This is a genomic window from Natronolimnohabitans innermongolicus JCM 12255 (genome assembly GCF_000337215.1).
In the GTDB taxonomy this organism is placed as follows: domain Archaea; phylum Halobacteriota; class Halobacteria; order Halobacteriales; family Natrialbaceae; genus Natronolimnohabitans; species Natronolimnohabitans innermongolicus.
In genome coordinates this window covers 40,858-61,375 of the sequence record NZ_AOHZ01000061.1, presented here as the reverse complement: position 1 = coordinate 61,375, position 20,518 = coordinate 40,858, and the positions used below count along the sequence as shown (strand labels likewise).

The 20,518-nt window shown below is 65.6% G+C and carries 22 protein-coding genes; 9 read left to right on the top strand and 13 right to left on the bottom strand.

What is annotated here, in order from left to right; genetic code table 11:
- Window positions 1-145: 145 nt before the first annotated feature.
- The 4 genes from C493_RS13110 to C493_RS13095 form a co-directional block, all read right to left on the bottom strand.
- Entirely contained in the window at window positions 146-613 is a 468-nt protein-coding gene (locus tag C493_RS13110; RefSeq protein ID WP_007259931.1) for a desampylase, read from the bottom strand.
- Entirely contained in the window at window positions 610-1,587 is a 978-nt protein-coding gene (locus C493_RS13105; protein WP_007259930.1) for an ABC transporter substrate-binding protein, read from the bottom strand. The genes C493_RS13110 and C493_RS13105 overlap by 4 nt, the downstream gene beginning before the upstream one ends.
- Before the next feature lie 344 nt (window positions 1,588-1,931).
- A complete protein-coding gene (gene npdG, locus C493_RS13100) occupies window positions 1,932-2,600 on the bottom strand; it encodes an NADPH-dependent F420 reductase (RefSeq protein ID WP_007259929.1) in 669 nt (222 codons plus the stop codon).
- 128 nt (window positions 2,601-2,728) lie between these two features.
- A complete protein-coding gene (locus C493_RS13095; protein WP_007259928.1) occupies window positions 2,729-2,986 on the bottom strand; it encodes a hypothetical protein in 258 nt (85 codons plus the stop codon).
- 152 nt (window positions 2,987-3,138) lie between these two features.
- On the opposite strand from C493_RS13095, the gene C493_RS13090 reads away from it, so the two are divergent.
- The 3 genes from C493_RS13090 (at window position 3,139) to C493_RS13080 (ending at window position 6,119) form a co-directional block, all read left to right on the top strand.
- On the top strand, window positions 3,139-4,182 hold the full coding sequence (locus C493_RS13090; RefSeq protein ID WP_007259927.1) for an LLM class flavin-dependent oxidoreductase: 1,044 nt from the start codon (window positions 3,139-3,141) through the stop codon (window positions 4,180-4,182).
- 141 nt (window positions 4,183-4,323) lie between these two features.
- The gene (locus C493_RS13085; RefSeq protein ID WP_007259926.1) at window positions 4,324-5,214 is read left to right on the top strand and encodes a hypothetical protein; all 891 of its coding nucleotides are present in this window, start codon (window positions 4,324-4,326) and stop codon (window positions 5,212-5,214) included.
- Between the two features lie 65 nt (window positions 5,215-5,279).
- Window positions 5,280-6,119 (top strand): glycerophosphodiester phosphodiesterase, encoded by an 840-nt coding sequence (locus C493_RS13080; protein WP_007259925.1) that lies wholly within the window; start codon window positions 5,280-5,282, stop codon window positions 6,117-6,119.
- Window positions 6,120-6,155: 36 nt separating this feature from the next.
- Here C493_RS13080 and C493_RS13075 read toward each other — a convergent pair whose 3' ends face one another.
- From C493_RS13075 to C493_RS13055, 5 genes are all read right to left on the bottom strand, one after another.
- Window positions 6,156-6,761, bottom strand: coding sequence for a hypothetical protein (locus C493_RS13075; protein ID WP_007259924.1), 606 nt, complete (start codon window positions 6,759-6,761; stop codon window positions 6,156-6,158).
- Between the two features lie 95 nt (window positions 6,762-6,856).
- Window positions 6,857-8,578: an FAD-dependent oxidoreductase gene (locus C493_RS13070; protein WP_007259923.1), complete on the bottom strand. Its 1,722-nt coding sequence runs from the start codon at window positions 8,576-8,578 to the stop codon at window positions 6,857-6,859.
- Between the two features lie 67 nt (window positions 8,579-8,645).
- Window positions 8,646-9,527: a TIGR01548 family HAD-type hydrolase gene (locus C493_RS13065; RefSeq protein WP_007259922.1), complete on the bottom strand. Its 882-nt coding sequence runs from the start codon at window positions 9,525-9,527 to the stop codon at window positions 8,646-8,648.
- 79 nt (window positions 9,528-9,606) lie between these two features.
- The gene (locus C493_RS13060; RefSeq protein WP_007259921.1) at window positions 9,607-10,383 is read right to left on the bottom strand and encodes a metalloprotease family protein; all 777 of its coding nucleotides are present in this window, start codon (window positions 10,381-10,383) and stop codon (window positions 9,607-9,609) included.
- Window positions 10,384-10,519: 136 nt separating this feature from the next.
- The gene (locus C493_RS13055) at window positions 10,520-10,924 is read right to left on the bottom strand and encodes a UPF0146 family protein (RefSeq protein ID WP_193787905.1); all 405 of its coding nucleotides are present in this window, start codon (window positions 10,922-10,924) and stop codon (window positions 10,520-10,522) included.
- Between the two features lie 39 nt (window positions 10,925-10,963).
- Between C493_RS13055 and C493_RS13050 the strand changes: the two genes are divergently transcribed.
- The 3 genes from C493_RS13050 to C493_RS13040 all read left to right on the top strand — a co-directional run bounded on the left by C493_RS13050 (window position 10,964) and on the right by C493_RS13040 (window position 13,124).
- Window positions 10,964-11,485 (top strand): archaemetzincin family Zn-dependent metalloprotease, encoded by a 522-nt coding sequence (locus tag C493_RS13050; protein ID WP_007259919.1) that lies wholly within the window; start codon window positions 10,964-10,966, stop codon window positions 11,483-11,485.
- A gap of 51 nt (window positions 11,486-11,536) precedes the next feature.
- Window positions 11,537-12,178, top strand: a complete 642-nt coding sequence (locus C493_RS13045) for a class I SAM-dependent methyltransferase (RefSeq protein WP_007259918.1) — start codon at window positions 11,537-11,539, stop codon at window positions 12,176-12,178.
- 67 nt (window positions 12,179-12,245) lie between these two features.
- Window positions 12,246-13,124: a hypothetical protein gene (locus C493_RS13040; RefSeq protein WP_007259917.1), complete on the top strand. Its 879-nt coding sequence runs from the start codon at window positions 12,246-12,248 to the stop codon at window positions 13,122-13,124.
- Window positions 13,125-13,236: 112 nt separating this feature from the next.
- Here the strand turns inward: C493_RS13040 and C493_RS13035 are convergent, their stop codons facing one another.
- The 4 genes from C493_RS13035 to C493_RS13020 all read right to left on the bottom strand — a co-directional run bounded on the left by C493_RS13035 (window position 13,237) and on the right by C493_RS13020 (window position 16,742).
- Window positions 13,237-15,051: a ribosome biogenesis/translation initiation ATPase RLI gene (locus C493_RS13035; RefSeq protein WP_007259916.1), complete on the bottom strand. Its 1,815-nt coding sequence runs from the start codon at window positions 15,049-15,051 to the stop codon at window positions 13,237-13,239.
- 1 nt (window position 15,052) lies between these two features.
- On the bottom strand, window positions 15,053-15,388 hold the full coding sequence (locus tag C493_RS13030; RefSeq protein WP_007259915.1) for an EMC6-like membrane protein: 336 nt from the start codon (window positions 15,386-15,388) through the stop codon (window positions 15,053-15,055).
- Between the two features lie 101 nt (window positions 15,389-15,489).
- Window positions 15,490-16,014, bottom strand: a complete 525-nt coding sequence (locus C493_RS13025; RefSeq protein ID WP_007259914.1) for a DUF7344 domain-containing protein — start codon at window positions 16,012-16,014, stop codon at window positions 15,490-15,492.
- Window positions 16,015-16,217: 203 nt separating this feature from the next.
- Entirely contained in the window at window positions 16,218-16,742 is a 525-nt protein-coding gene (locus C493_RS13020; protein WP_152421159.1) for a hypothetical protein, read from the bottom strand.
- 708 nt (window positions 16,743-17,450) lie between these two features.
- Here C493_RS13020 and C493_RS13015 point away from each other — a divergent pair.
- The 3 genes from C493_RS13015 to C493_RS13005 all read left to right on the top strand — a co-directional run bounded on the left by C493_RS13015 (window position 17,451) and on the right by C493_RS13005 (window position 20,505).
- Window positions 17,451-17,948, top strand: coding sequence for a hypothetical protein (locus C493_RS13015; protein ID WP_007259912.1), 498 nt, complete (start codon window positions 17,451-17,453; stop codon window positions 17,946-17,948).
- Window positions 17,949-18,026: 78 nt separating this feature from the next.
- The gene (locus C493_RS13010) at window positions 18,027-19,214 is read left to right on the top strand and encodes a CARDB domain-containing protein (RefSeq protein ID WP_007259911.1); all 1,188 of its coding nucleotides are present in this window, start codon (window positions 18,027-18,029) and stop codon (window positions 19,212-19,214) included.
- Between the two features lie 124 nt (window positions 19,215-19,338).
- A complete protein-coding gene (locus tag C493_RS13005; protein ID WP_007259910.1) occupies window positions 19,339-20,505 on the top strand; it encodes a signal peptidase I in 1,167 nt (388 codons plus the stop codon).
- The last annotated feature ends 13 nt before the right edge of the window (window positions 20,506-20,518 follow it).

Sequence of the window (20,518 nt, the reverse complement as noted above, 5' to 3'; positions counted from 1 at the left end):
TTCGTCTCGTCCCACACCGTCGGCTCGAGCCAGGACGCTCGAACGCGATTCCGGGTTACGGTCGTCGTTCCGTGCGCGCCGTCGGCCGTCTAACAGCCGCAAAACGGCCACCAAACAACCCGCCCGCCGGGCGACGGCGATGTCGTCAGCGGCGCCGATCCGGGCGAACGATCCGTTCGCGTTCGAATCGAGACGCCGTCGCGTCGCACTCGGATCCCGCTCGCCACCGCCAGGCGGAGACGGCGCGCGGCTCGAGCGAGACGATCAGGTACGACCGATCGGGCCACGTCGCCCGCTTCGCGTCCGTTTCGCTCGGTCGCGGCGGCCCCCGCGGATGGGAGTGGTAGAAGCCGACGATCTCCTCGCCTCGCCCCTCGAGTCGCTCGAAGAGTTCGAGTTGCTCCTCGGGGGCGATCCGATAGCGGGTCCGCGGCGTCTCGGCGACGTTTTCGGCGGGGTACTGCGACCGAACGCGGCTCCGACCGTCGGGGGCGGGGTCGTACTCGCCGCCGAGAATCCCGCAGATCTCCTCGGGTCGGCCGTCGCGGGCGCGCTCGAGGATCTCGTCGCGGATCGCTTCGGGGACGACGAGTTCGGCGGTCGAACCGGTCACGGCTCCGGCTCTGGACGCCCCTCGAAGCGGTCCGACAGCGTCTCGAGCGGCGCGGCGACCTCCTCGAGCGGGACCGACGGCGTCGCCTCGTCGAACAGCTCGGGTCGGACGATCGGCGCCAGCGCTTCGAGCGTGTCCACCAGCCGCGGGCCGGGCCGATTCAGGTAGTGGTGGCCGTCCATCGCCCAGACGCGACCCTCGCAGACGGCGGCGAGGTCGTCCCACCCGTTGCGTTCGGTGAGGTCGGTTCGGTTCGCGGCGGTCTGCTCGAGACCGAAGCCACAGGGGGCGACGACGATCAGTTCGGGGTCGTACTCGCGGATTTCGCCCCACTCGCGCGGCCGCGAGCGCTCGCCCGACGCGGCCAGCCCGTACTCGCCGCCGGCCCACGCGACCAGGTCGGCGGTCCAGTGGCCCGCGATCATGGCGGGATCGGTCCAGTCGAAGATGGCGACGCGTGGGCGATCGGCGCTCGAGCCGCCGGGATCGGCGTCAGCAGTTCGCTCCCGAATCGCATCGATTCGGGACTCGAGGTCCGCGCGTACCTCGCGGGCGCGATCCTCCCGTCCGGTGGCGCGGCCGATCCGCTCGAGGTCGTCGAGGACGTCGGCGACGCCGTGGGGGTCGGTAGTGAGTATTTCCGGGTCCGCATCGATTTCGTCGACGGCCTCGGCCATCACGACCTCGTCGACCGCGCAGACGTCACACATCCCCTGCGTGACGATCAGGTCCGGCTCGAGGGCCTCGAGCAGTTCGGTGTCGACGTCGTAGACGCCGTCCTCGTTTTCCGTCGCGTCGAGGACCTGTTGGTCGATCTCGCCGCTCGAGGCGCTCGCGTCGATCCTCGAGGTGGTGACCGACGGCAGCGATTCGACGCCGGGCGGGTAATCACACTCGTGGGAGGTAGCGACTGGCTCGAGGCCGAGCGCGGCGACGGTCTCGGTCGCCGAGGGGAGCGTCGTGACGATTCGCATGCTCTGTGGTAGGTGTCGCGGGGTCAAAAACCGCCGGCTCGAGGGTACTCACCGCGAGCGACCGAAGGGAGCGAGCGGGCCGACGACCGACCCGGAGAGCGCGGCGCTACGCGCCGCGGATAGGCGAGTAGCGCGGGACCGAAGGTCCCGCGGACCATGCGAACGGGCGCTTCGTGCCCGTGAGCAGACGGCCGAAGGCCGCGAGCCGAGGGGAGGGAGGAGTGCTTTTCATCAACGTTTTGCCGAGTGCGATCGCGAAGCGACCGCACGTGGTTCGAGACGCCGAAGGCGTCTCGTCATCACGAGAGAGCTTCGCTCTCTCGAACGACAGCGCAAAAGGTTGGTTAGTGGAACGTGACGCCGACGTCGTGGAGGTCCTCGTTGTACTTCGCGATGTTGATCACGAGGGGCGTGACGCTTTCGACCTCCGCGGAGTTGGCCAGCGGGCCGACGTCGAGCGCGCGCAGCCCCTCGATCTCGTTCGCGAGGTTGCGGACGGTCTCTTTCGCGTCGTCGTCGTCCGCAACGAGGAGGGTGTCGAGCTCGAGGTCGTTGTCGAGGTTCGAGAGCGCGTCGGCCGCGAGGTTGTGGAACGCGCCGACGACGGGCACCTCGTCGGGGGCGCGCTCGGCGACGAGTTCGGTGACGCTACCGGTCCCCGGCGGGTGGTAGTGCAGGCCGTCCTCGTCGCCCTGCATGCCGACCGCGGGCGTGACGAGGATCGTCTCCGAGTCGAGCCTCCCCTCGATCGATTCGACCGTATCGGCGACGTGGTACGGCGGAACGCTCAGCACCACGACGTCCGCGCGGTCGGCCGCCATCTCGTTGGCGAAGCCCTTGACGGACGCTTCGACGCCGCGCTCCGAGAGCTCCTCCTCGTAGGTCTCGACCGCGTCTCGAGCCTTTTCGGGGTCTCGAGAGCCGATGAGCACTTCGTGGTCCGTGTCGTGTGCGAAACGCAGGGACAGTCCCTGGCCGATGTCTCCGGTGCCGCCAATGAGTGCGATGCGCATACCAGTCTCTCAGGACGGCACCCGAATAAAAGGGATGGAGCCCGGCCGTTCTCGCCGGGTTTTCGGACGTCGCCGGCGGTCAGGTCGGTGTCTCGTCACTGTCTTTCGCTACTGAAACAGCGATACGGCTACGGCGCGTCGCCGTCTTCCGGATTCATCGCCGCGCCCAGGCCGCTGTCGTAGGCGTCGCGGTTTTGCACCTCTCGAATTCGCTGGTCGAGGCGTTCCTCGAGTTCCGTGCGGCGCTGCTCGTCGACGTCGGCGTCGGTGGCGAGATTCTCGACGTCCTGGCGCGTCGTTCGCAGCACGGACACGGCCTCCTCGGTCTCGAGATCGGTCGCGCGGTCGAGGTTTCGTTCGACGTCCTCGAGGGTGGTGTCGGTCATACGTTGACTGCCGTCGGCCAGCGTGGTGAAGGCTGGCCCGTCATGAGCGCGCTCGCCGGCGGACTCGCGCCGGAAGTAACTCGAGGTTGGGCCCGTGATCGAGGTCGAATCCGGATGACTATCCCTTTCCCATCCGAGTCCCTTCCGTCGGTATGGACCTCTCGATCGTCGACCTCGCACCGGTCCCCGAAGGCGGCTCCGCGACCGAGGCGTTCGAACACACGGTCGAACGCGCACAGCGGGCCGAGGAACTCGGCTACTCGCGGTTCTGGGTGGCCGAACACCACGACTTCACCGACTCCGTCGCGAGCACGACCCCCGAGGCGCTGATCCCCTACGTGGCCGCCGAAACCGACGCGATCCGCGTCGGCTCCGGGACGGTCCTCCTCAACCACTACAGCCCCTACAAGGTCGCCGAAACCTTCGGCGTCCTCGACGCCCTAGAGCCCGGCCGGATCGATCTCGGTCTCGGCCGCGCGACGGGGAATCCGGCGAGCGACCTCGCCTTGCAGGACGACCGCAGCGAGCGCCGACGCACCGGCACCGATCACGCCGAGAAAATAGAGGAGGTCGTGAAGTATTTCCACGGCGGCTTCGCGGACGACCACCCCTTTGCCGACCTCGAGATCACCCGCTCCGCGGAGTCGGTCCCCGAAATCTGGGTGCTCGGCTCGAGCCCCGCCAGCGCGAAGGTTGCCGGCGAACTCGGGCTGCCGTACTGCTTCGCCGCGTTCATCCGCCCCGAGCCGGCCGTCCAGGCGTTCGAAACGTATCGCGACCACTTCGAATCCTCGCCACACGGCGCCGGCCCCGACGAGCCGACGGGAATGCTGTCGATGAACGTCACCTGCGCCGAGACCGACGAGGAGGCCGCCCGGCTTCGCGCGACGACCGAAGCCTCCTCGCGACTGCTCCGCAGCGGCCGGATCGACCGGTTGCCAGTCCGCTCCGTCGAGGAAGCGATCGACTTCCTCGGCGGCGTCCCCGAACCGACGCGGCTGCCGATCGAACCCGGCGAGTGGCCGCGAGCGATTTCGGGGAGCCCGGAGACGGTTCGAGAGCTACTCGAGGAACTCACCGATCAGCTCGCCGTCGACGTCGACGAAGTGGTCGTCCAGAGCCAGATCGCGGATCCCGACGACACGCTGCGGTCACACGAGTTGCTGGCCGAGGGCGTCGGGCTCTCGCCACGGTGAAGGACAGAAAGAGGATTCGAACTGACGGATAGCCCGCGAGATACCCATGATAGTTTCGATAGTAACAATACTATCGATAGTTGCAAACTCCTAATTTCTCACAAGATAATACTTACAGTGGAAGGCGAACTGGTTCGAAATATGAACCGTCGAAGATACATTGCGGTCGGCGGAACCGTTGTTGCAACTGCGCTCGCAGGCTGTGTCAGCGAGCTAGGAACGGGCGATGACGACGAAAACGGTGACGACGGTAACGGCGACGATGACAACGGCGACGAGAACGGGACGGACGACGAGGGGACCGGCGACGAGAAACACGACGCCGTGCGCGCATTCGAGTCGTACATGGACGCCGCCCAGGACGAAGATCTGGAGACCGTGTCCGAACTGACGCACACGGCGAATCCGTTCGATCCCCTCGAAATGGCCGAAGCGGCCGAAGAGGACGAGGACACCACGTTTACGTTCGAGGGCGACCAGATCGTCGACTACGAGGTCAAACTCGCGGACGAAGCGTACGAGCCCGAAGACGTCCACGACCACCCGTACGCCGAGTTCTGGTTCGAGGACGTCGACCTCGACGAACACCTCGAGGGCGAGGAGGCCGCGCTAGTCGCCGTCGAAACCGAAATCGCCGAGGACGGCGAACAGCTGTTCGAGGAAGACACCCAGATCATGCTCACCGAAGACGGCGAGTGGCGACACTTCTTCGAGTACACGGAACCCCCGGAGATACCCGACGACGAGCCGGTCGACGACCGAGATCCGATCGAGGGCCTCGAGTTCGACGTCGACGAGGAACGGGTGACCATCGATATCGACCAGTCGACCGACGCCGACGAGGTGATCGCGTACTCCTCGAGTCTCGAGACCGAGTCGTCGGTTTACCGGCCGGACGAGGACGACGGCGACGGTCGGTTCCCGGCCGACTGGTTCACGAGCGGCTTCGATCCCGAGGGCGACGAGATCGTCGTGACGATCCTCGTCGACGGCGAGGAACTGGTCGTCCACCGAGAGGCGTACGAGCCGTAGTCGAGTACGGTTGCGCCGTCCGCCTCGAGCACAGCACCCATTATCCCGACCGTCGTCTCTCGACCATGACAAGCCCTGCCGTCATCGCCCACCGCGGCTTCGCGGGCGTCGCACCCGAAAACACCGTCGGTGCGGCGCTCGCCGCGACCGAACGCGAGGAAACCGCGATGCTCGAGGTAGACGTCCAGCCCGCCGCCTGCGGAACGCCCGTGGTGATCCACGACGAACGCCTCGAAGGGACCGGCGACCGCGACGGCCACGCGCTCACCGACGCATCGGGACTCGTCTGGGAGACGCCCCTCGAGGAGCTACGGCGAACGCGGGTCCTCGGCACCGACGAGACGGTGCCGACGCTCGCCGAATTTCTCGAGGCAGTTCCCGAGACGGTCGGCGTCAACGTCGAGCTGAAAACCCCCGGAACGACCGACCTGCGGTTCGCCGAGTCGCTGCCGGCCGCGGAGCGCGACGAGCGCCGCGACGTCTGGGCACCGTTCGTCGACCGCGTCTGCGAGACGTGCGCCGACTTCGACGGCGAACTCCTCTTTTCGTCGTTCTGCGAGGGCGCGCTCGCGGCGCTTCGCGAGATCGACTCGCGATACGCGGCCGCGGCGCTCGTCTGGGACGACCTCGAAGCGGGACTCGAGGTCGCCGAGCGATACGACTGCGAGGCGATCCACCCGCCCAGAAACGCGATCGCCGGAACCGCACTCGCGGGGACCGAGTACGCCGGCTTCGGCTCCGCAGAGCCGGCGGTCGACGTCCTCGAGCGCGCCCGCGCCGAGGGGCGCGCGGTCAACGTCTGGACGGTGACCGACTGGCGGCAGTATCGGGATCTCGCCGCCGCTGGTGTGGACGGGATCATCGCAGATTATCCGGGACTTGGATCGTTCTCGAGCGAGTCGTAGGTATCCGGCGCGTCCTGTTCCGACCCGCGTCGATGCTCAGCGCCCGCGTCGGACGACTCCCAGCCAGCAGGCCGCCGCCTGAACGACGATCGCCAGCGCCGCGGCGACGGGATCGGAGACGACCGTGCCGTCGTCGAACAGCCACGCGGCGCCGGCGATCGGCACGCCGAGGGCGACGACATAGCCGAAGACGCGAGTGAAGTCGTCGGATTCGAGGTCGAGTCGCTCGAGGCCGCCGTAGAAAGCGAGCCAGCCCGAAAGCAGCGTCGCAAAGAGCACGAAGGGGATGTTCGGAACCGTCGGCTCGCCGAGCAGGCGCGTCGACGCGAGCCACAGCGGCAGGAACGCAAGAGGGACGAACAACACGACCAGCCACGCGAACGTCGGCCCGCCGTCGGGATCGGCGCCGAGTCGCTCGTAGCCGCCGCCCTCGAGCCAGGTGGTCCCAAGCGCAGCCACGACGAACGTCGCGGCCCAGAGCAGTTCGACGGGTCCGACGAACTGGACCGACGCCGTGTCGACCGCGCGGGTGGCGACGATTCCGACGAGAACGCAAAGCCACAGGAGTCCGACGAACGTGCCGAACGCGCGGCTCGTATCGGCGACGACGGTATCGACGCTCGAGCGCAACGGCGTCTCCATTGGCCATACATTCGCATATACCAACAAATATTTTCGGCTCTGCTCTGGGCGAGCAAACCGGTCGGGAGAACCGCCGGCCCGCCGATCCGCGTCGGCTACTCGGAACCGGAACCGGAACCAGAATCAGAACCAAAACCGGAACCGGACCGCGAACCGTGCGACGCGTCCGACGGCGACCGACGGGGTGACAGGTCATCGGTCGCCGGCCCCTCGAGGAGGTTGCCGTCCGGCGCGAACCGCGAGCCGTGGCAGGGACAGTCCCAGCTCGCTTCGGCGTCGTTCCACTCGACGACGCAGTACGTGTGGGGACAGACCGCCGATACCTCGTGCAGTTGCCCCTCGTCGTCTCGAGCGCAGGCGACCGGCTTCGCGCCGCGGCGGACGACCCGTCCGTCGCCGGGTGCGATCGGGGTGGCGTCGTCGGAAAACAGCGAGCGCGCCCAGTCAGTCGCGAACTGGCTCGCGGCGTCGGCGTTCTCGGTGAGCGTATCGGCCAGCGACGTCTTCGGCGTGAACCGCAGCGGGTCGAACAGGTCTCCGGCCGCGGGCTCCGCGCCCGCGATGCGTTCGGCGAGGAGCCGTCCGGCGGCGACGCCGTTGGTCATCCCCCAGCCGCGAAAGCCCGTCGCGATGTAGACGTTCTCGGCTCCGGGTCCGGCGCGGCCGACGAACGGAACCTTGTCGACCGTCACGTAGTCCTGGGTCGACCACCGGTAGGCGACCTCCTCGACCGGGAAGCGCTCGCGCGCCCAGCCCTCGAGTCGCCGGTAGCGCTCGCGGGCCGAGCCGCCCTGGCCCGTTTTGTGGCTCTCGCCGCCGACCAGCAGGAGCGTCTCGTCCTCGCCGCGGTGGGTCCGTATCGACCGATAGTCGTCGCCGGGCCGGTAGTACATCCCTTCCGGCGGCCGCCCGTCGAGGCGAAGCCCGAGCACGTAGGAGCGTTTCGGGTGCATTCGGGCGAAGTAGCCCGCCCGATCGAGGATCGGAAAGCCGGTCGCGAGGACGACGCGTCGGGCCTCGACCGACGCCGCGTCGGTACGGATCCGGCAGGGCGAACCGGGCTCGAGGTCCGTCACGCGCGTTCCCTCGTGGACGCTCGCCCCCTCGAGACCCGCGAGTTCGTCGGCGATCCCGAGCAGGTACGCGCGCGGATCGAACCACGCCTGATCCTCGAACCGAACGCCGGCCTGGGAGCGTTCGAACGGCGGCACCGAGGTCACGAACGTCGCCTCGAGGCCGGCCTCCGTAGCCGCGGCGGCTTCGCGCTCCATGGCGTCGCGGCGATCGCCGTAGAGATAGGAGTGGTGGCGTTCGAACCCGCAGTCGATCTCCAGATCGTCGACGCGTTCCTCGACGGCGTCGATCGCGGCCTCCTGGGTCTGTGCGTACTGGCGCGCCTGCCGGCGGCCGAACTCCCGGCGGAGGTGATCGTAGAGCAGCCCGTGCTGGCTGGTCAGCTTCGCCGTCGACTTGCCGGTCGTCCCCGCCGCGATTCGATCGCGCTCGAGAACGACGACCGAGTACCCCCGTTCGCGCAACTCGAGCGCCGTCGAGAGGCCGGCGATGCCGGCGCCGACCACGGCGACGTCGACCGAGCGGTCGGCCCGGAGCGGGGCGTAGTCGAGCGTGCCGGTCGTTTCGGGGCGGCGCTCGGATTCCGGTTCCGCTTCCGTTCTCGTCTCGGGATCGGCTTCGGATTCGGTTTCAGCGGCTGTCTTCCGCGACGAATCCTCGTCCGGAGGCGACTCGAGCGTGCTCGCGAGCCAGGGCGACGTCGGTCGACCGGGGAGATCGGCGTCGAAGGGAAAGTCAGGCATCGAACTGCGACGGCCTACACCGACGCCGACCAAAAAAGGGTGTGCGAGCACCTGACGGCGTCGAACGCTACTCCTCGAGCAACGCCGGCAACTCGTTGATCGACTCGAGGACGACCGACGCGTCCTCGGCCTCGTACGTCCGCCGTCCATCCTCGCCCGTGAGTCCGCCCGTGAGCACGCCGACGCCGTGATACTCGCGGTCGGGATCCGTCTCGGCGGCGTTGTTCGCGGTTCGCACGTCGTCTAAGGTGTCGCCGACGAAGACGACCGTCTCGGCGTCGAAGCGGTCGGCGAGCGTCACGAGCGCCCGTGGGTGCGGTTTCCCCTCCTCCCAGTCGTCCATCGTGAACCGGTGCTCGAGGGGAATCGCGTCGTCGAGTCCCACCCGCTCGAGGGCGATTTCGGCTTCGGGCGCCGGACGGCCGGTCAGAATCCCGAGCGAGCGATCGTCGTCCTCGACGAGCGCGTCGCGGGTCGTCTCCTCGAGTAAAACTGGTTCGTCGTGGATGAATCCCGCCGTCTCGAGATCGGGTTCGCCACCCTCGAGGCCACGGTAGAGGTCGGCCCCGAGGTAGAGTTGCTGGAAGACGTCACGAAGTCGGTCGCGGTCCCAGCGGTCGGTGACGCGTCTGGTCGCTTGCGCGCCGAGTCCGTCCCGAATCGCGTCCTCGGCGGCCTCGAGACCGCCGCCGTTCGCGGCGATTTCGTCGGTGAAGTCGTCGATCGAGCGGTCGTACCCCTCGCCCGTCGCGAGGACGTAGAGGGCGGCCGCGTACGTGAGTTCCCAGTCGTTGTTGAACCCGCCGGCGTCTTTGAACTGCTGGATGTCGGGTTTGCGGATCGTGCGGTCGTAGACGCGTTCGACGGACTCGACGATCGCGCGCCGGTAGGAGTCGGCGACGTCGACGAGTACGCCATCGACGTCCAACACGACGGCGTCTGCGTTCATGGTCGCACAGACGACCCGCGGGGGATAAAGGCGGTCGGATTTGGTTGCCCATCGCGAACCCCGGTCCCAAACGCGACGGTCAGCACCGACAGCGGCCGACGACGCTGACGACGCCGACGGCGGCGACCTCACCGAGGGCACCGAACGCGCTGACCGCACCGGCGACGCCGAACGCGCTGACCACACCGACCGAGACGAACGCGAGGGCGGCGAGCCCCAACGTGTAGAGGACGTCCGCCCACAGCCACGAGAGGAGATTGGCGACGTAGATTACGGCGACGACCGGAACGCCGAGCAGGACGACCGGCGACCGCCGCCACTCCGCCCGCGAGCGCGACCAGAGCGTGTTCGCGTCGCCGGTACTCGGAAACGCCTGTATGCCGACGACGAAGCCGAGCCACGCGAGCGCGGTCATCGCCGCCAGTACCTCGCGCGGTGCTGTTCCGAGCGCGTCCCGCAACGCACTCGCGGTCGCGAGGACGTCGCCGAGCACGACGGCGTCTACGAATCCGGCCGACGCCGCAAGCACGGCGACGCCGAAAAACGCCGCCAGCGAGACGACGCTGTTGACGAGAAACGGCGCGACGCTGATGACGAACGACTCCCGGTACCGGCCAGGGTGGGCGTGGCGAACGTACCCCGGCGGATCGCCGAACCTGAAGTAGACGACCTCGACGACGGAGACTCCGACGAGCCGACAGGCCTGTGCGTGGGCGAACTCGTGGACGACGACGCCGGGAGCCATCGCGAGTCGGTGCAGGAACCGACCGATCGAATCGACGACGGCGACGACCGCCAGCAGCGCCAGTAATCCGACGACGCCGGCGGCGGCGAGCGGAACTGTGTCGACGACCATCGATCGCTGAACCGTGCTGGCACACGATAATTCTTCCGACTGTGATAGTCACCAAAACAATTCAATCCGGAAACGTTTCGGTTCCGCTCGAGCCGATTCGTCCCGCCCCGACGCGAGCGGAAATCGGCGACCGCGGTCAACGGTTCTGCCCTCGAGCGACGTACAGCGTCCCCGACGCGACGGTTCGTCGCTCGACGGGTACCGCGGGCTGGTCGCCGCCGAGGGTCGTAAACAGCAGGTCCGCGTCGGCCGCGCGGGCGACCTCGAGTGCGGGTCGATGGAGTTCCGGCGGCAGGTTCAACGCGTAGACCGCGTCCGCGCCGTCGTAGACGGCAGGGTCCGGATCGACGACGTCGTCGCGGACGAACTCGACGCCGTCGGGGACCCCGCGGTCGTAAACGTCGGTCGCGGTGACGATCACGCCGCGGTCGACGAGCGCCGCTGCAACGTCGGTTCGCCGGCCGATTCCGATCTCGACGACGCGGTCGTAGCCGGCGAGAGCCTCGAGCAAATCCGACGGGTTCCGGCGAGAGTGGGACACGGCGGGACGTTTATGCCACCCGCGGCCATAGCACTTGCTATGCTCGTCGATATCGTGCCGGTCGGCAACGTCCCCGCGAACGTCAAGCGGGCGGCCTCGACTGCGTTGCGATCGGTCTACGACTGCGACGTTACGATCAACGACGCCCAGTCGGTCCCCAACGGCGCCTACGACGCCGACCGGAACCAGTACACCGCCGAGACATTCATCCAGTTGGCCGAGCGCGTCGGCCGCGGCGAGAAAAACATCGCCGTCACCCCCCACGACCTCTTCTACCGCCGCCGAAACTACGTCTTCGGACTGGCCTATCTCGACGGCAGCGGCAGCGTCGTCTCGACGTATCGCCTCCAGACCTCGAGCGACGGCGGGTTCTCCAACCAGAGCGCCGAGGACATCTTCCAGGACCGCGTCCGCAAGGAGATCGTCCACGAAATCGGCCACACCTACGGGCTCGAGCACTGCGACAACAACCGTTGCGTGATGAACTTCTCGCCGACCGTCCGCGAGGTCGACATCAAAGAGGAGAACCTCTGTGGAAGCTGCCAACGACTGATCAGCTGATCGGGCCTGACTAGTCGAAGCGGCTTTTTTCTTCGAACGCGCAGTCGTATTATGACAGTCGTCGATCCGTTCGAAAGCGACCCCGACGAGTACGACGCGTGGTTCGACGCGAACGCAGACGCCTACCGCGCCGAACGCGTCGCCCTCGAGCGAGCCCTGCCCGCCGACTACCGGCGCTCGCGAACCGTCGAAATCGGCGCCGGCACGGGTCGGTTCGCCGAGCCGCTCGGGATCTCGCTCGGCGTCGACCCCGCACGGTCCGCACTCGTGCGGGCTCGCGAGCGTGACATCGAGTCGGTACAGGGCGTCGCGGAGTCACTTCCCGTCGCCGACGACGCGGTCGACCTCGCGCTGTTCGTCACCGTCTTCGCCTTCGTCGACGACCTCGAGGCGACGCTCGCCGAGACGCGACGCGTCCTCGCCGAAGACGGAGCACTCGTCGTCGCCGTCCTCGACCGCTCGAGTCCCGTCGGACGGGTGTATCAGGAACAGAAAGACGAGAATCCGTTCTACGCCGACGCGACGTTCCTGACGGCCGCCGAAGCGCGTTCGGCCCTCGAGGATGCGGGGTTCACGATCGAGCGACGGCTACAGACCGTCTTCGACGATCCGAGCGCGGTCGAGGAGCCGGACGTTCGCGAGGGTCACGGAGACGGCCTGTTCGCCGTCACTCGTGCGCGACCCGATCGATGACGGGAACGGCGGGTGACGGGAACGACTTACCCCGCTCGAGACCCTACGGTCGGAGCGACTACGTTCCGTGACCGACATTGCCGACGATCCGGCCGATCGCGAGAAAGCGTCCAGCGACGCCGACGCCAACGCCGACGTCGACACCGACGGCGACACTAACACCGACGCTGACGGCGAAGTCGAAATCGAAATCACACGCGGAATGACCGACCCGCGACGAGCGACTGATGGCGAATCCGACGATCACGCGACGGACGGGAACTCGACGCCACGCGAGACGCGACCCGACGCCGAGCACACCGTCACCGAGACGGACCTCGCCGACGAACTCGGCCGGATCGACGTCATGACGACGACCGAGGGGTACGTCGAGGGACGGATCGCCGGCATCGACGCGGTCGACGCCCGAACGGTTCGACTCGCCGTCTCGCTCCCCCACGGCGAAACGGTCACGTTCACGCTCGAGAAGCCGATTCCGTGGTCCGAGGAGTTCTTGCTCGCCCGGCTGGTCGAGGACGTCGGCTACGACGCCGCCTCGATCGACCACGTCGTCGGCGAACCCGTCTACCTGCAGCGAACCGACCGCGAGCCCACCGACGAGGACGACTGGTGGTCCGCGTCGGTACGGACCGCGAGCGACGCGCTCGTGACGTCGTTGTCCGGCGGTCGACTCCGCCTGAACCAGGACGACGAGCCCGAGTGGCGACTCGTCGACCCCCTCGAGCGACCGGATTCGACGCGCGACGACGGCGGGATCACGAGCGACCTCGTCGGTTCGGGACTGATCGTCGTCGGGGCCGTCGTTGCCGCACTCGGCGCGGTCGTCGGCGCCACCGGCGGCCTCGTCCTCTCGCCCGCCGTCGTCGGCTACGCGGCGATCGGGCTCCTGATCGTATTCCTCGGGCTCGCGGTCGTGTTCGGCGCCGAGGCGGGCGAACGGGACTGAACGACCGAAAAAAGCGTCTCCCGTCTCATACGGTTTCCTGTCCGTCAGTTCCGGCGCACCCGCGACCCGGCCGGGCGGCGGTTGCGCCGGGACATCGGGACAGCAATCCGTCTCAGGGCGCGTAGTAGTACTCGCCTTCGGACTTCTGCCGTTTGTCCAACTGCGACTCCGGCTTGTTGATCCGCGGACGCGAGGTCCGCTCGTCACGACGGAACGTGACCTCGAGGTTCGCGAGGAACTCGTTCATCCCCTCGCGCATCGACTGGGGCGTGCCGGCGCGACCGTGGACGGCCGGCTCGCCGTCGAAGACCATCAGCCGGTCGGCCAGCAGGTCCATCATGTAGATGTCGTGGTCGATGACCAGGACGGTCGCGTCCTGCTGTTCGGCGTAGCGCCGGATGGCGCTGGTCGCCTGCACCCGCTGTTCGACGTCGAGGTGGGCCGATGGCTCGTCGAGCAGGTACAGATCCGCCGAGTCGGAGAGACAGGCCGCGATGGCGACCCGCTGGCGTTCGCCGCCCGACAGGTCCGAAAGGTTCTGCTCCATGATCCGCTCGAGCTGGAGCGGCTGGGCGATCTCCGTGTTCCAGTACGAGGAGCCAAACTGGTCCGTGATCGACGAGAGGAACGCGTCGACGCGCATGTGCTGGTCGATCGTCACGTACTGGGGCTTGTAGGAGATGTCCAGATCGAGGTCGGCGTCGCCCTCGTCGGACTCGAGATTGCCCGTCAGCAGCTTCGCGAACGTCGACTTCCCGATCCCGTTGGGACCGACGACACCGAGCACTTCGTTCTCGCGGATCGTTCCGCCCTCGACCTCGAGGGTGAACTCGCCGTCGCCGTAGCTCTTGGTGAGGTCGGGGTACTCGACGAGCGCGTCGCCGTGGGTGTCGGTCCGTGGGGCGTGCTCCTCGAACTCGATCGGGTTCGGTCGGATCCGCATGTTCTCGTTGTCGAGGTAGCCAGAGAGGTACTCGTTGATACCGTTTCGGACGGATTTCGGCGACGTGATGACACCGTAGGCGCCGGGCTCACCGTAGGCGACGTGGAGCGTGTCGGCGAGCAAGTCGAGAATCGCGAGGTCGTGTTCGACGACCAGCATCGACTTGTCTTCCTCCTCGGCGAGTTCGCGGATCAGCCGCGCCGCGGTGACGCGCTGGCCGATGTCCAGATACGGCGTAATCTCGTCTAAGAAGTAAAAGTCCGTATCGCGAGCCAGCGTCGCGGCGAGAGCGACCCGCTGAAGCTCACCGCCGGAGAGGTCGTCGATCGACTGCTCCATGACCGGTCCGATCGAGAGGCGTTCGACCAGCGAGTCGAGAGCGTCCCGTTCGTCCGTTCGCTCGAGGAGTTCGCGCGTGTTCCCGTCGAAGGAGTTCGGAATCTGGTCGACGTACTGGGGCTTTCGCGCGACCGTCACCTCGCCGTCGCGGACGTCCGCGATGTAGTCCTGGAGCTCGGTGCCGCGGTAGGCCTCGAGAACGTCGTCCCAGTCGACCTCGTCCGCGTGGCGCCCGAGGTTCGGCTCGAGTTCGCCCGCGAGGATGCGGACGGCGGTCGTCTTCCCGATGCCGTTCGGGCCGAGGATCCCCGTGACCTGTCCCTCCTGGGGCGCGGGGAGGCCGTACAGCGAGAAGGCGTTCTCGCCGTAGCGGTGAGCGGGATCGTCCTGCAGTTCCTTGGGCAGGTTGATGATTTCGATGGCGTCGAAGGGACACTTCTCGACGCAGATCCCGCAGGTCTCGCCGAGACAGATCTCCTCGGAGATGTGAATCTGTTCGGGCTGGCCCTCGTCTGCCTCCTCGCCGCGAAGCGTGATACACTCCTTGCCCGTTCGATTCGGCGGGCAGTAGTTCTTACACTCGTAGCTACAGCGGTCGGGCTGGCACCGATCTAAGTCTACGACGGCGATACTGTCGTCGGCCATGTTACGCGGCCGCCCCCGTAGTCAGCAGGATTCCCCACGAGACGAACCAGAACGCGAACGTCATGAAGACGATGAACAGGTAGTGTTTCGCCCCGAACTCGTCGTCGCCGTAGATGCTCGTAAAGTCGTAGACGACGAACTGAACGAGGATCGCCCCCAGGACGAACAGTAGCGCTCGAGTGTCCGACGCGGCGTCACCCGCCGCTTCGAACGACGAGACGTCGCCCACCATCGCCATCGAAGCGACTGCCGCGGCGACGCCGAGCAGCGCGGACAGCGCCGTCACGCTGATCGAGCGAACGTGCTCGCGTCGGTCACTGATCGATTCGGTCGACATGGCTCGAACTCTGAGCGCGGGGCTAAAAAGGCGTTCGCATTACTCGAGAGCGGATCAGCTAGCTGGGCCAGATGGCGACACAGACACGTCCTGTCTGCAGGTCACGGCGGCCGCTCCATCTCTCCCAAGCGCATCCGCCGACTCTGGACGACGTGGACGACCGCCGAAACCGCAAACAGCACGAATACGAGCGTCGCCCAGCCGAGTTCGGGCACCGTCTCCGTCGGGATCATCTCGAGCCACAACCCTCCCATTACGATCGCCCCGACAGCGGTCAGCCCGAGGTAGTACAGTCCCCACGGGATCGAGTCCGCCGGCACGACGTCGAGGTAGACGTCCAGTTCGGCAGCCTCGTCGGTGAGTTCGATCGTTCGGTTATCGAACTCGATCATCTCGGCGCGCTCGAGCGTCGGCAGATGCGTCTGCTGTAACGACGTGTAGACGCGCTTTCGCTCGGCGGACGTTATCTCTTCGACCTCCTTGTCGAGTTCCCAGGCCGCGACGTGTTCGGCGAGGTCACCCAACGTAACGGGTTCATCCGCTTGCTTGCAGTAGTGGATCGCGTACCGTCGGCGGTGGTTGCTCAGCAAATCGAAGATCTGTCCTCGGTCCGAATTCCCCCCCATATGCGCTTGCATCGACTACTCAGTCGTAGCAGAATGAGTCGCGTACTGATACATAGTTCTTTTCGCCAAGGTGGTACGGAAACCCTTGACACTGTACTATCGTGCAACCGCAGGACGCCTACCTATATGAAATATGACGAATGGCGGTCTGAATACGGTGTCTGAACTGAAGATATCTCCCGGCCGGCGGCGCCAGAACGCACTCAATCCGGCTGACACTGAATCGTCACGTCGCGCTCGAGTTCGATCGTCACGTCGTCGTTGCTCGCGGCGATCGCGATCGTCGCCGTTTCCGACGCTTCCGCTTGATCGCCGGGCGTCGGGACGAGGAAATAGCCACCCGCCGGACACTGGAACGAGCCCTCGACGGTCGCAGTCTCGTCGTTGATCGAGATGTCGTCGACGATTTCGGTATCGCTCGTCGTGCCGTCTTCGAGCCAGATGTCCAGATCCCGTTCGACCGTGTTGTCCTCGAGATGGATGAGGTCCTCCTCGTACTCGAACGCACAACTACCGATGATAAATCCGGTACAGCTCCCCTCGCCGTTCGTGCTTACTAACTGGTGTGTCTCGTCGTACTCGAGGCCGAGCAACGCATCCTCGTCCGATGCCGTCTCGATACCGACCCCCCGGTCTGCACTCGTCGCGTCGAACGCGCCGCTCGAGGCGACCAATACGAGCGCACCGAAGATGAGCAACCCTATCCCGAGAGAGACTGTCGTACGCATTATCGTATGAAATTCTCGGTCGAACAGATTCGACGGCTCATTCGTAGTCGCCCCCCAATACCGACCCCAGTAGTCGAGTTCTGCTTCCCGGACCTAATTTGTACTTGATAAGATAGTGCAGTTGAAACTTAAAGACTCTGGCCTCGTCAATGTTCGAAGGAGAATCGAGTCGACTCCAGAGGCGACAACCTGTTCGACTCGGAGTCAACTCGATCGGTAACTGTCCGTCGTGATACTTGCAACGACGTGCCGCAACAAAGCGTTGGGCTAGTTTTTAACAGAGTAGGGAGGCGTGTACTGGACGGTTGTCACGGCTGTCTGTTCGAACGTTCTATATGAGAGAATACGACGAGCACAGCGATTATGATTTTTGAAAATGTGTCAATCAGGTCGACGGCGCGGTCACGTTCGACGGCGAACCACTCACGAACGATTTTTCCTGAGTACGTGCGCGACTGCGGAACTGTGATCGGTCGGAACTTGGCACCATATGTGTATTAGTATCCCATGAGACACAATACCTATACAAAGCAAATCCCTGAAACACCAGTTTTCGGCCGTTCAAGCCGGGCTTGAAGCGAATTGGTCCGTCCTTCCAACGAGTATTATCAACCTTGAACAGCATCTCGATACTCAATACAAAGTGGGGAAAGTCCCAAGGAGTGCGTAAGAGCCGCGTTCCGCTCCTCGCTGGGGTAGCGCGGTCGGATGGAGACTACAATCATGAGGATGAACCGACGAAATGTGTTAGTTGGACTGGGTACGATCGTCGCGGGCGGCGGAGCCGCACTCGGTACGGGTGCGTTTAGCAGCGTGGAAGCAGACCGTGATGTGACGGTCGAGACAACCGGTGACGGCGACGCATACGTCACACTCGAAGCAGCCGCTGGCGCAGATGAGTACGTCTCGACCCCGGAAGATGGGGTTTTGGCAATAGAGATAGATAGGCTAAACCAAAACGCGACAACCAGAATCGAGCAACTCGTAGAAATCGACGTCAACCAAGACGACGTGGAAATCGACGATATTAGTGTAACCAGTGACGAAGAAGATGGCTGGTTGGAAATACTCGATGACGACCTCGGTGACATCAGCGAATCAGATTTGCCGGTTACGTTCGGTCTCGAATTCGACCTCGAAGACGAAGGAGAAATCGACGCGGAAGTCACGATTACGATCGACGTGCAGGCGGCAGATCCCGAGTAAACCGCACAACGTACTGCGTCACTGACCGCCCGTAGTGGTCGCCGAGCGATCAGGCCCAGTCACTACAGCAGGGTTCAGATGTCGCCATCAAGAACGTTACTCTCTGCCGCGGTCTGTTGCTTTCTCGTCGCACTCGTAGTTCCGACAGCGGCGATCAGTCTGCAACCCGACGAGACGACACACGGTGTTTCACTCGAATCGACCTCCCTGTACGCGACAGTTGAAGACGACGAACTCAGACTTGACCTCGAGAAACTTAACGAGCGCGCGACTACGACCGTTGATGACGTATTCGCGATTACGATTAGTGACGAGTCGATCGATCAGCTCTGGGTCGAGAACAATATCGACGGACTCGAGTTCCACAAAACCGGAGATCCAACGTCCGAGATCAGTGAATCGAGCCCACTCGAACCGTCCGCTGGTCAGACGGTCGGTATCGGTATCGCGATTGACACCGCTGTTGTCCAATCTGAAACGGAGACGTTCACCGTCCACGTGACGTACGAAGACGAGGACTCGGACGATGACGACGATGGTGTGGACGACTCAGAGCCCACCCTCGAGTCCGTCTCCGTCGAGCCGACGACGGTTCAACCTGGCGAGACCATAACGGTCGAGGCAACGTACCACAACCCCGGAACCGAGTCCGTCCAGACGACCGCCGACCTGACCGTCGACGGGACCGTCGTCGACAGTCGCACCGTCGAAATCGGTCCCGGGGAGACGCGGACCGTCGCGTTCGAACGCCAAATGCAGTGGCCCGGCAGTTACGACGTCGGAATCGACGGCGGAACGACCGCGGACGTAACCGTTGCCAAGTCAGACGACGGGAACGAAACCGAGGACGATCCGGTCCCGACAGTCACGGAAGCGACGGTCGATGCGACCGAACTCGCCGCGGGCGAGCGAGCGACGGTCGAAGCGACCGTCTCCAACCCGACCGACGAGCGCGTTCAGCGCACCCTCGAGTTCGCGGTCAACGGCATCGTCGTCGAGACGCGGGCGATCGCCCTCGAGCCGGGGTCCGAACGAACGGTCAGTTTCGAGCGACAGTTCGACGCGGCGGGGACGTACGACCTCGCGGTCAGCGGCGTCGACGCGGGGACGATCACTGTCTCCGATTCCGACGCGGAGTCGCCGCTCGTCTGGAACCGCGAGCTCTCGGCGGCGACGACGGTCGCGCTCGCACCGCCGCTTGCGGGGAGTCTTCTCGCGCTCGGAATCGTCGCCAATCGCCGCTGGCAGTTCCTCCCCGGACGATGAGTTCGGTCCGTCGAGTGGAGCGGTACCTCGATACGCTCCCCCACGGGACATTTAAGCTGTTCGACTCGAAAGCACGCGTCGAACCGACTGGGAAATCGATGGCGACACACCTCGAGAGGTCACGATGACGTCGACGGCACTTCTAAAGCGAGCGCTGGCGCTCGGCGCCGGGCTCCTGATCGTCCTCCTGGTGGTCGGCCAACTGCTCGGACAGCCGATCCTGCTCGGATACGTCGCGACGGGGAGCATGGAGCCGACGATGGACGCCGGCGACGGCTTCGTCGCGATTCCGAGCGTCGTCTCCGGTGACGTCGGCGAGGGTGATATCATCGTGTTCGAAGCCCGGGAGCTCCACGACGGGGAGCTGACGACCCACCGCGTCGTCGAGGAAACCGACGAGGGATACGTCACCAGGGGCGACGCCAATCCCTTTACCGATCAAGACGGCGGCGAACCGCACGTCTCCGAGAGCCAGATCGTCGCCACCGCCTGGCAAGTAAACGGCAACGCAGTGACGATCCCGTATCTCGGCACGGCCATCATGGGCGTCCAGAGCGTCGTCGAGTCGGCGATAGGCACCGTTGGGTCGGTCGTCGGCGTCGCGTCCGCTCCCGACTCGGAGGGGCTCGGCGCGATGTTAGTCGGCGTCGGCGTCGCGATACTCGGCTTCGGCGTGGTCCTCGACCAACTGGGGCCCGGACAACGCGAGACGAGTCGCTCGCGCTCTCGCACGAACGTGATTGCGTTCTGGACGGCGCTTGGATTGATTCTCCTGGTGTTCGTGACGTTCGCGACCGCGGCTATGGTCGTTCCCGCCGGAACCGCCGAGTACGGGCTCGTGAGTACCGACTCGCCGAGCGACGATCCGCAAGTACTCGCCCCCGGTGAGACCGGCGAACTCACGCAGGCCGTCGACAACGCGGGCTACCTGCCGATCGTCGCCGTCCACGAGGCCGACCGCGGCGCCGCGGTGGAACCCGAATCGCAGACAGTGGGACTGCGCTCGAGCGGCGAAACCACGGTCTCCCTGACCGCTCCCGAGGAGACCGGCGAGTACACGCGAGACGTACGCGAATACCGATACCTGATGGTGCTCCCGCCGACGGTGCTCGTCTGGCTCCACGGACTCCACCCGCTCGCCGCGATCGCCGCGGTCAACGGCGTTATCGTCGGCGCCACGGTGGCGCTCGTACTTCTCGTCTTCGGATACAACGACATTCGCGTCCGCTCGGCCGGCGATCACGTGCCGCTCTCGACGCGACTCGAGCGGAAGTTCAAGAAATGGTTGTAACGAGACAAGGGGA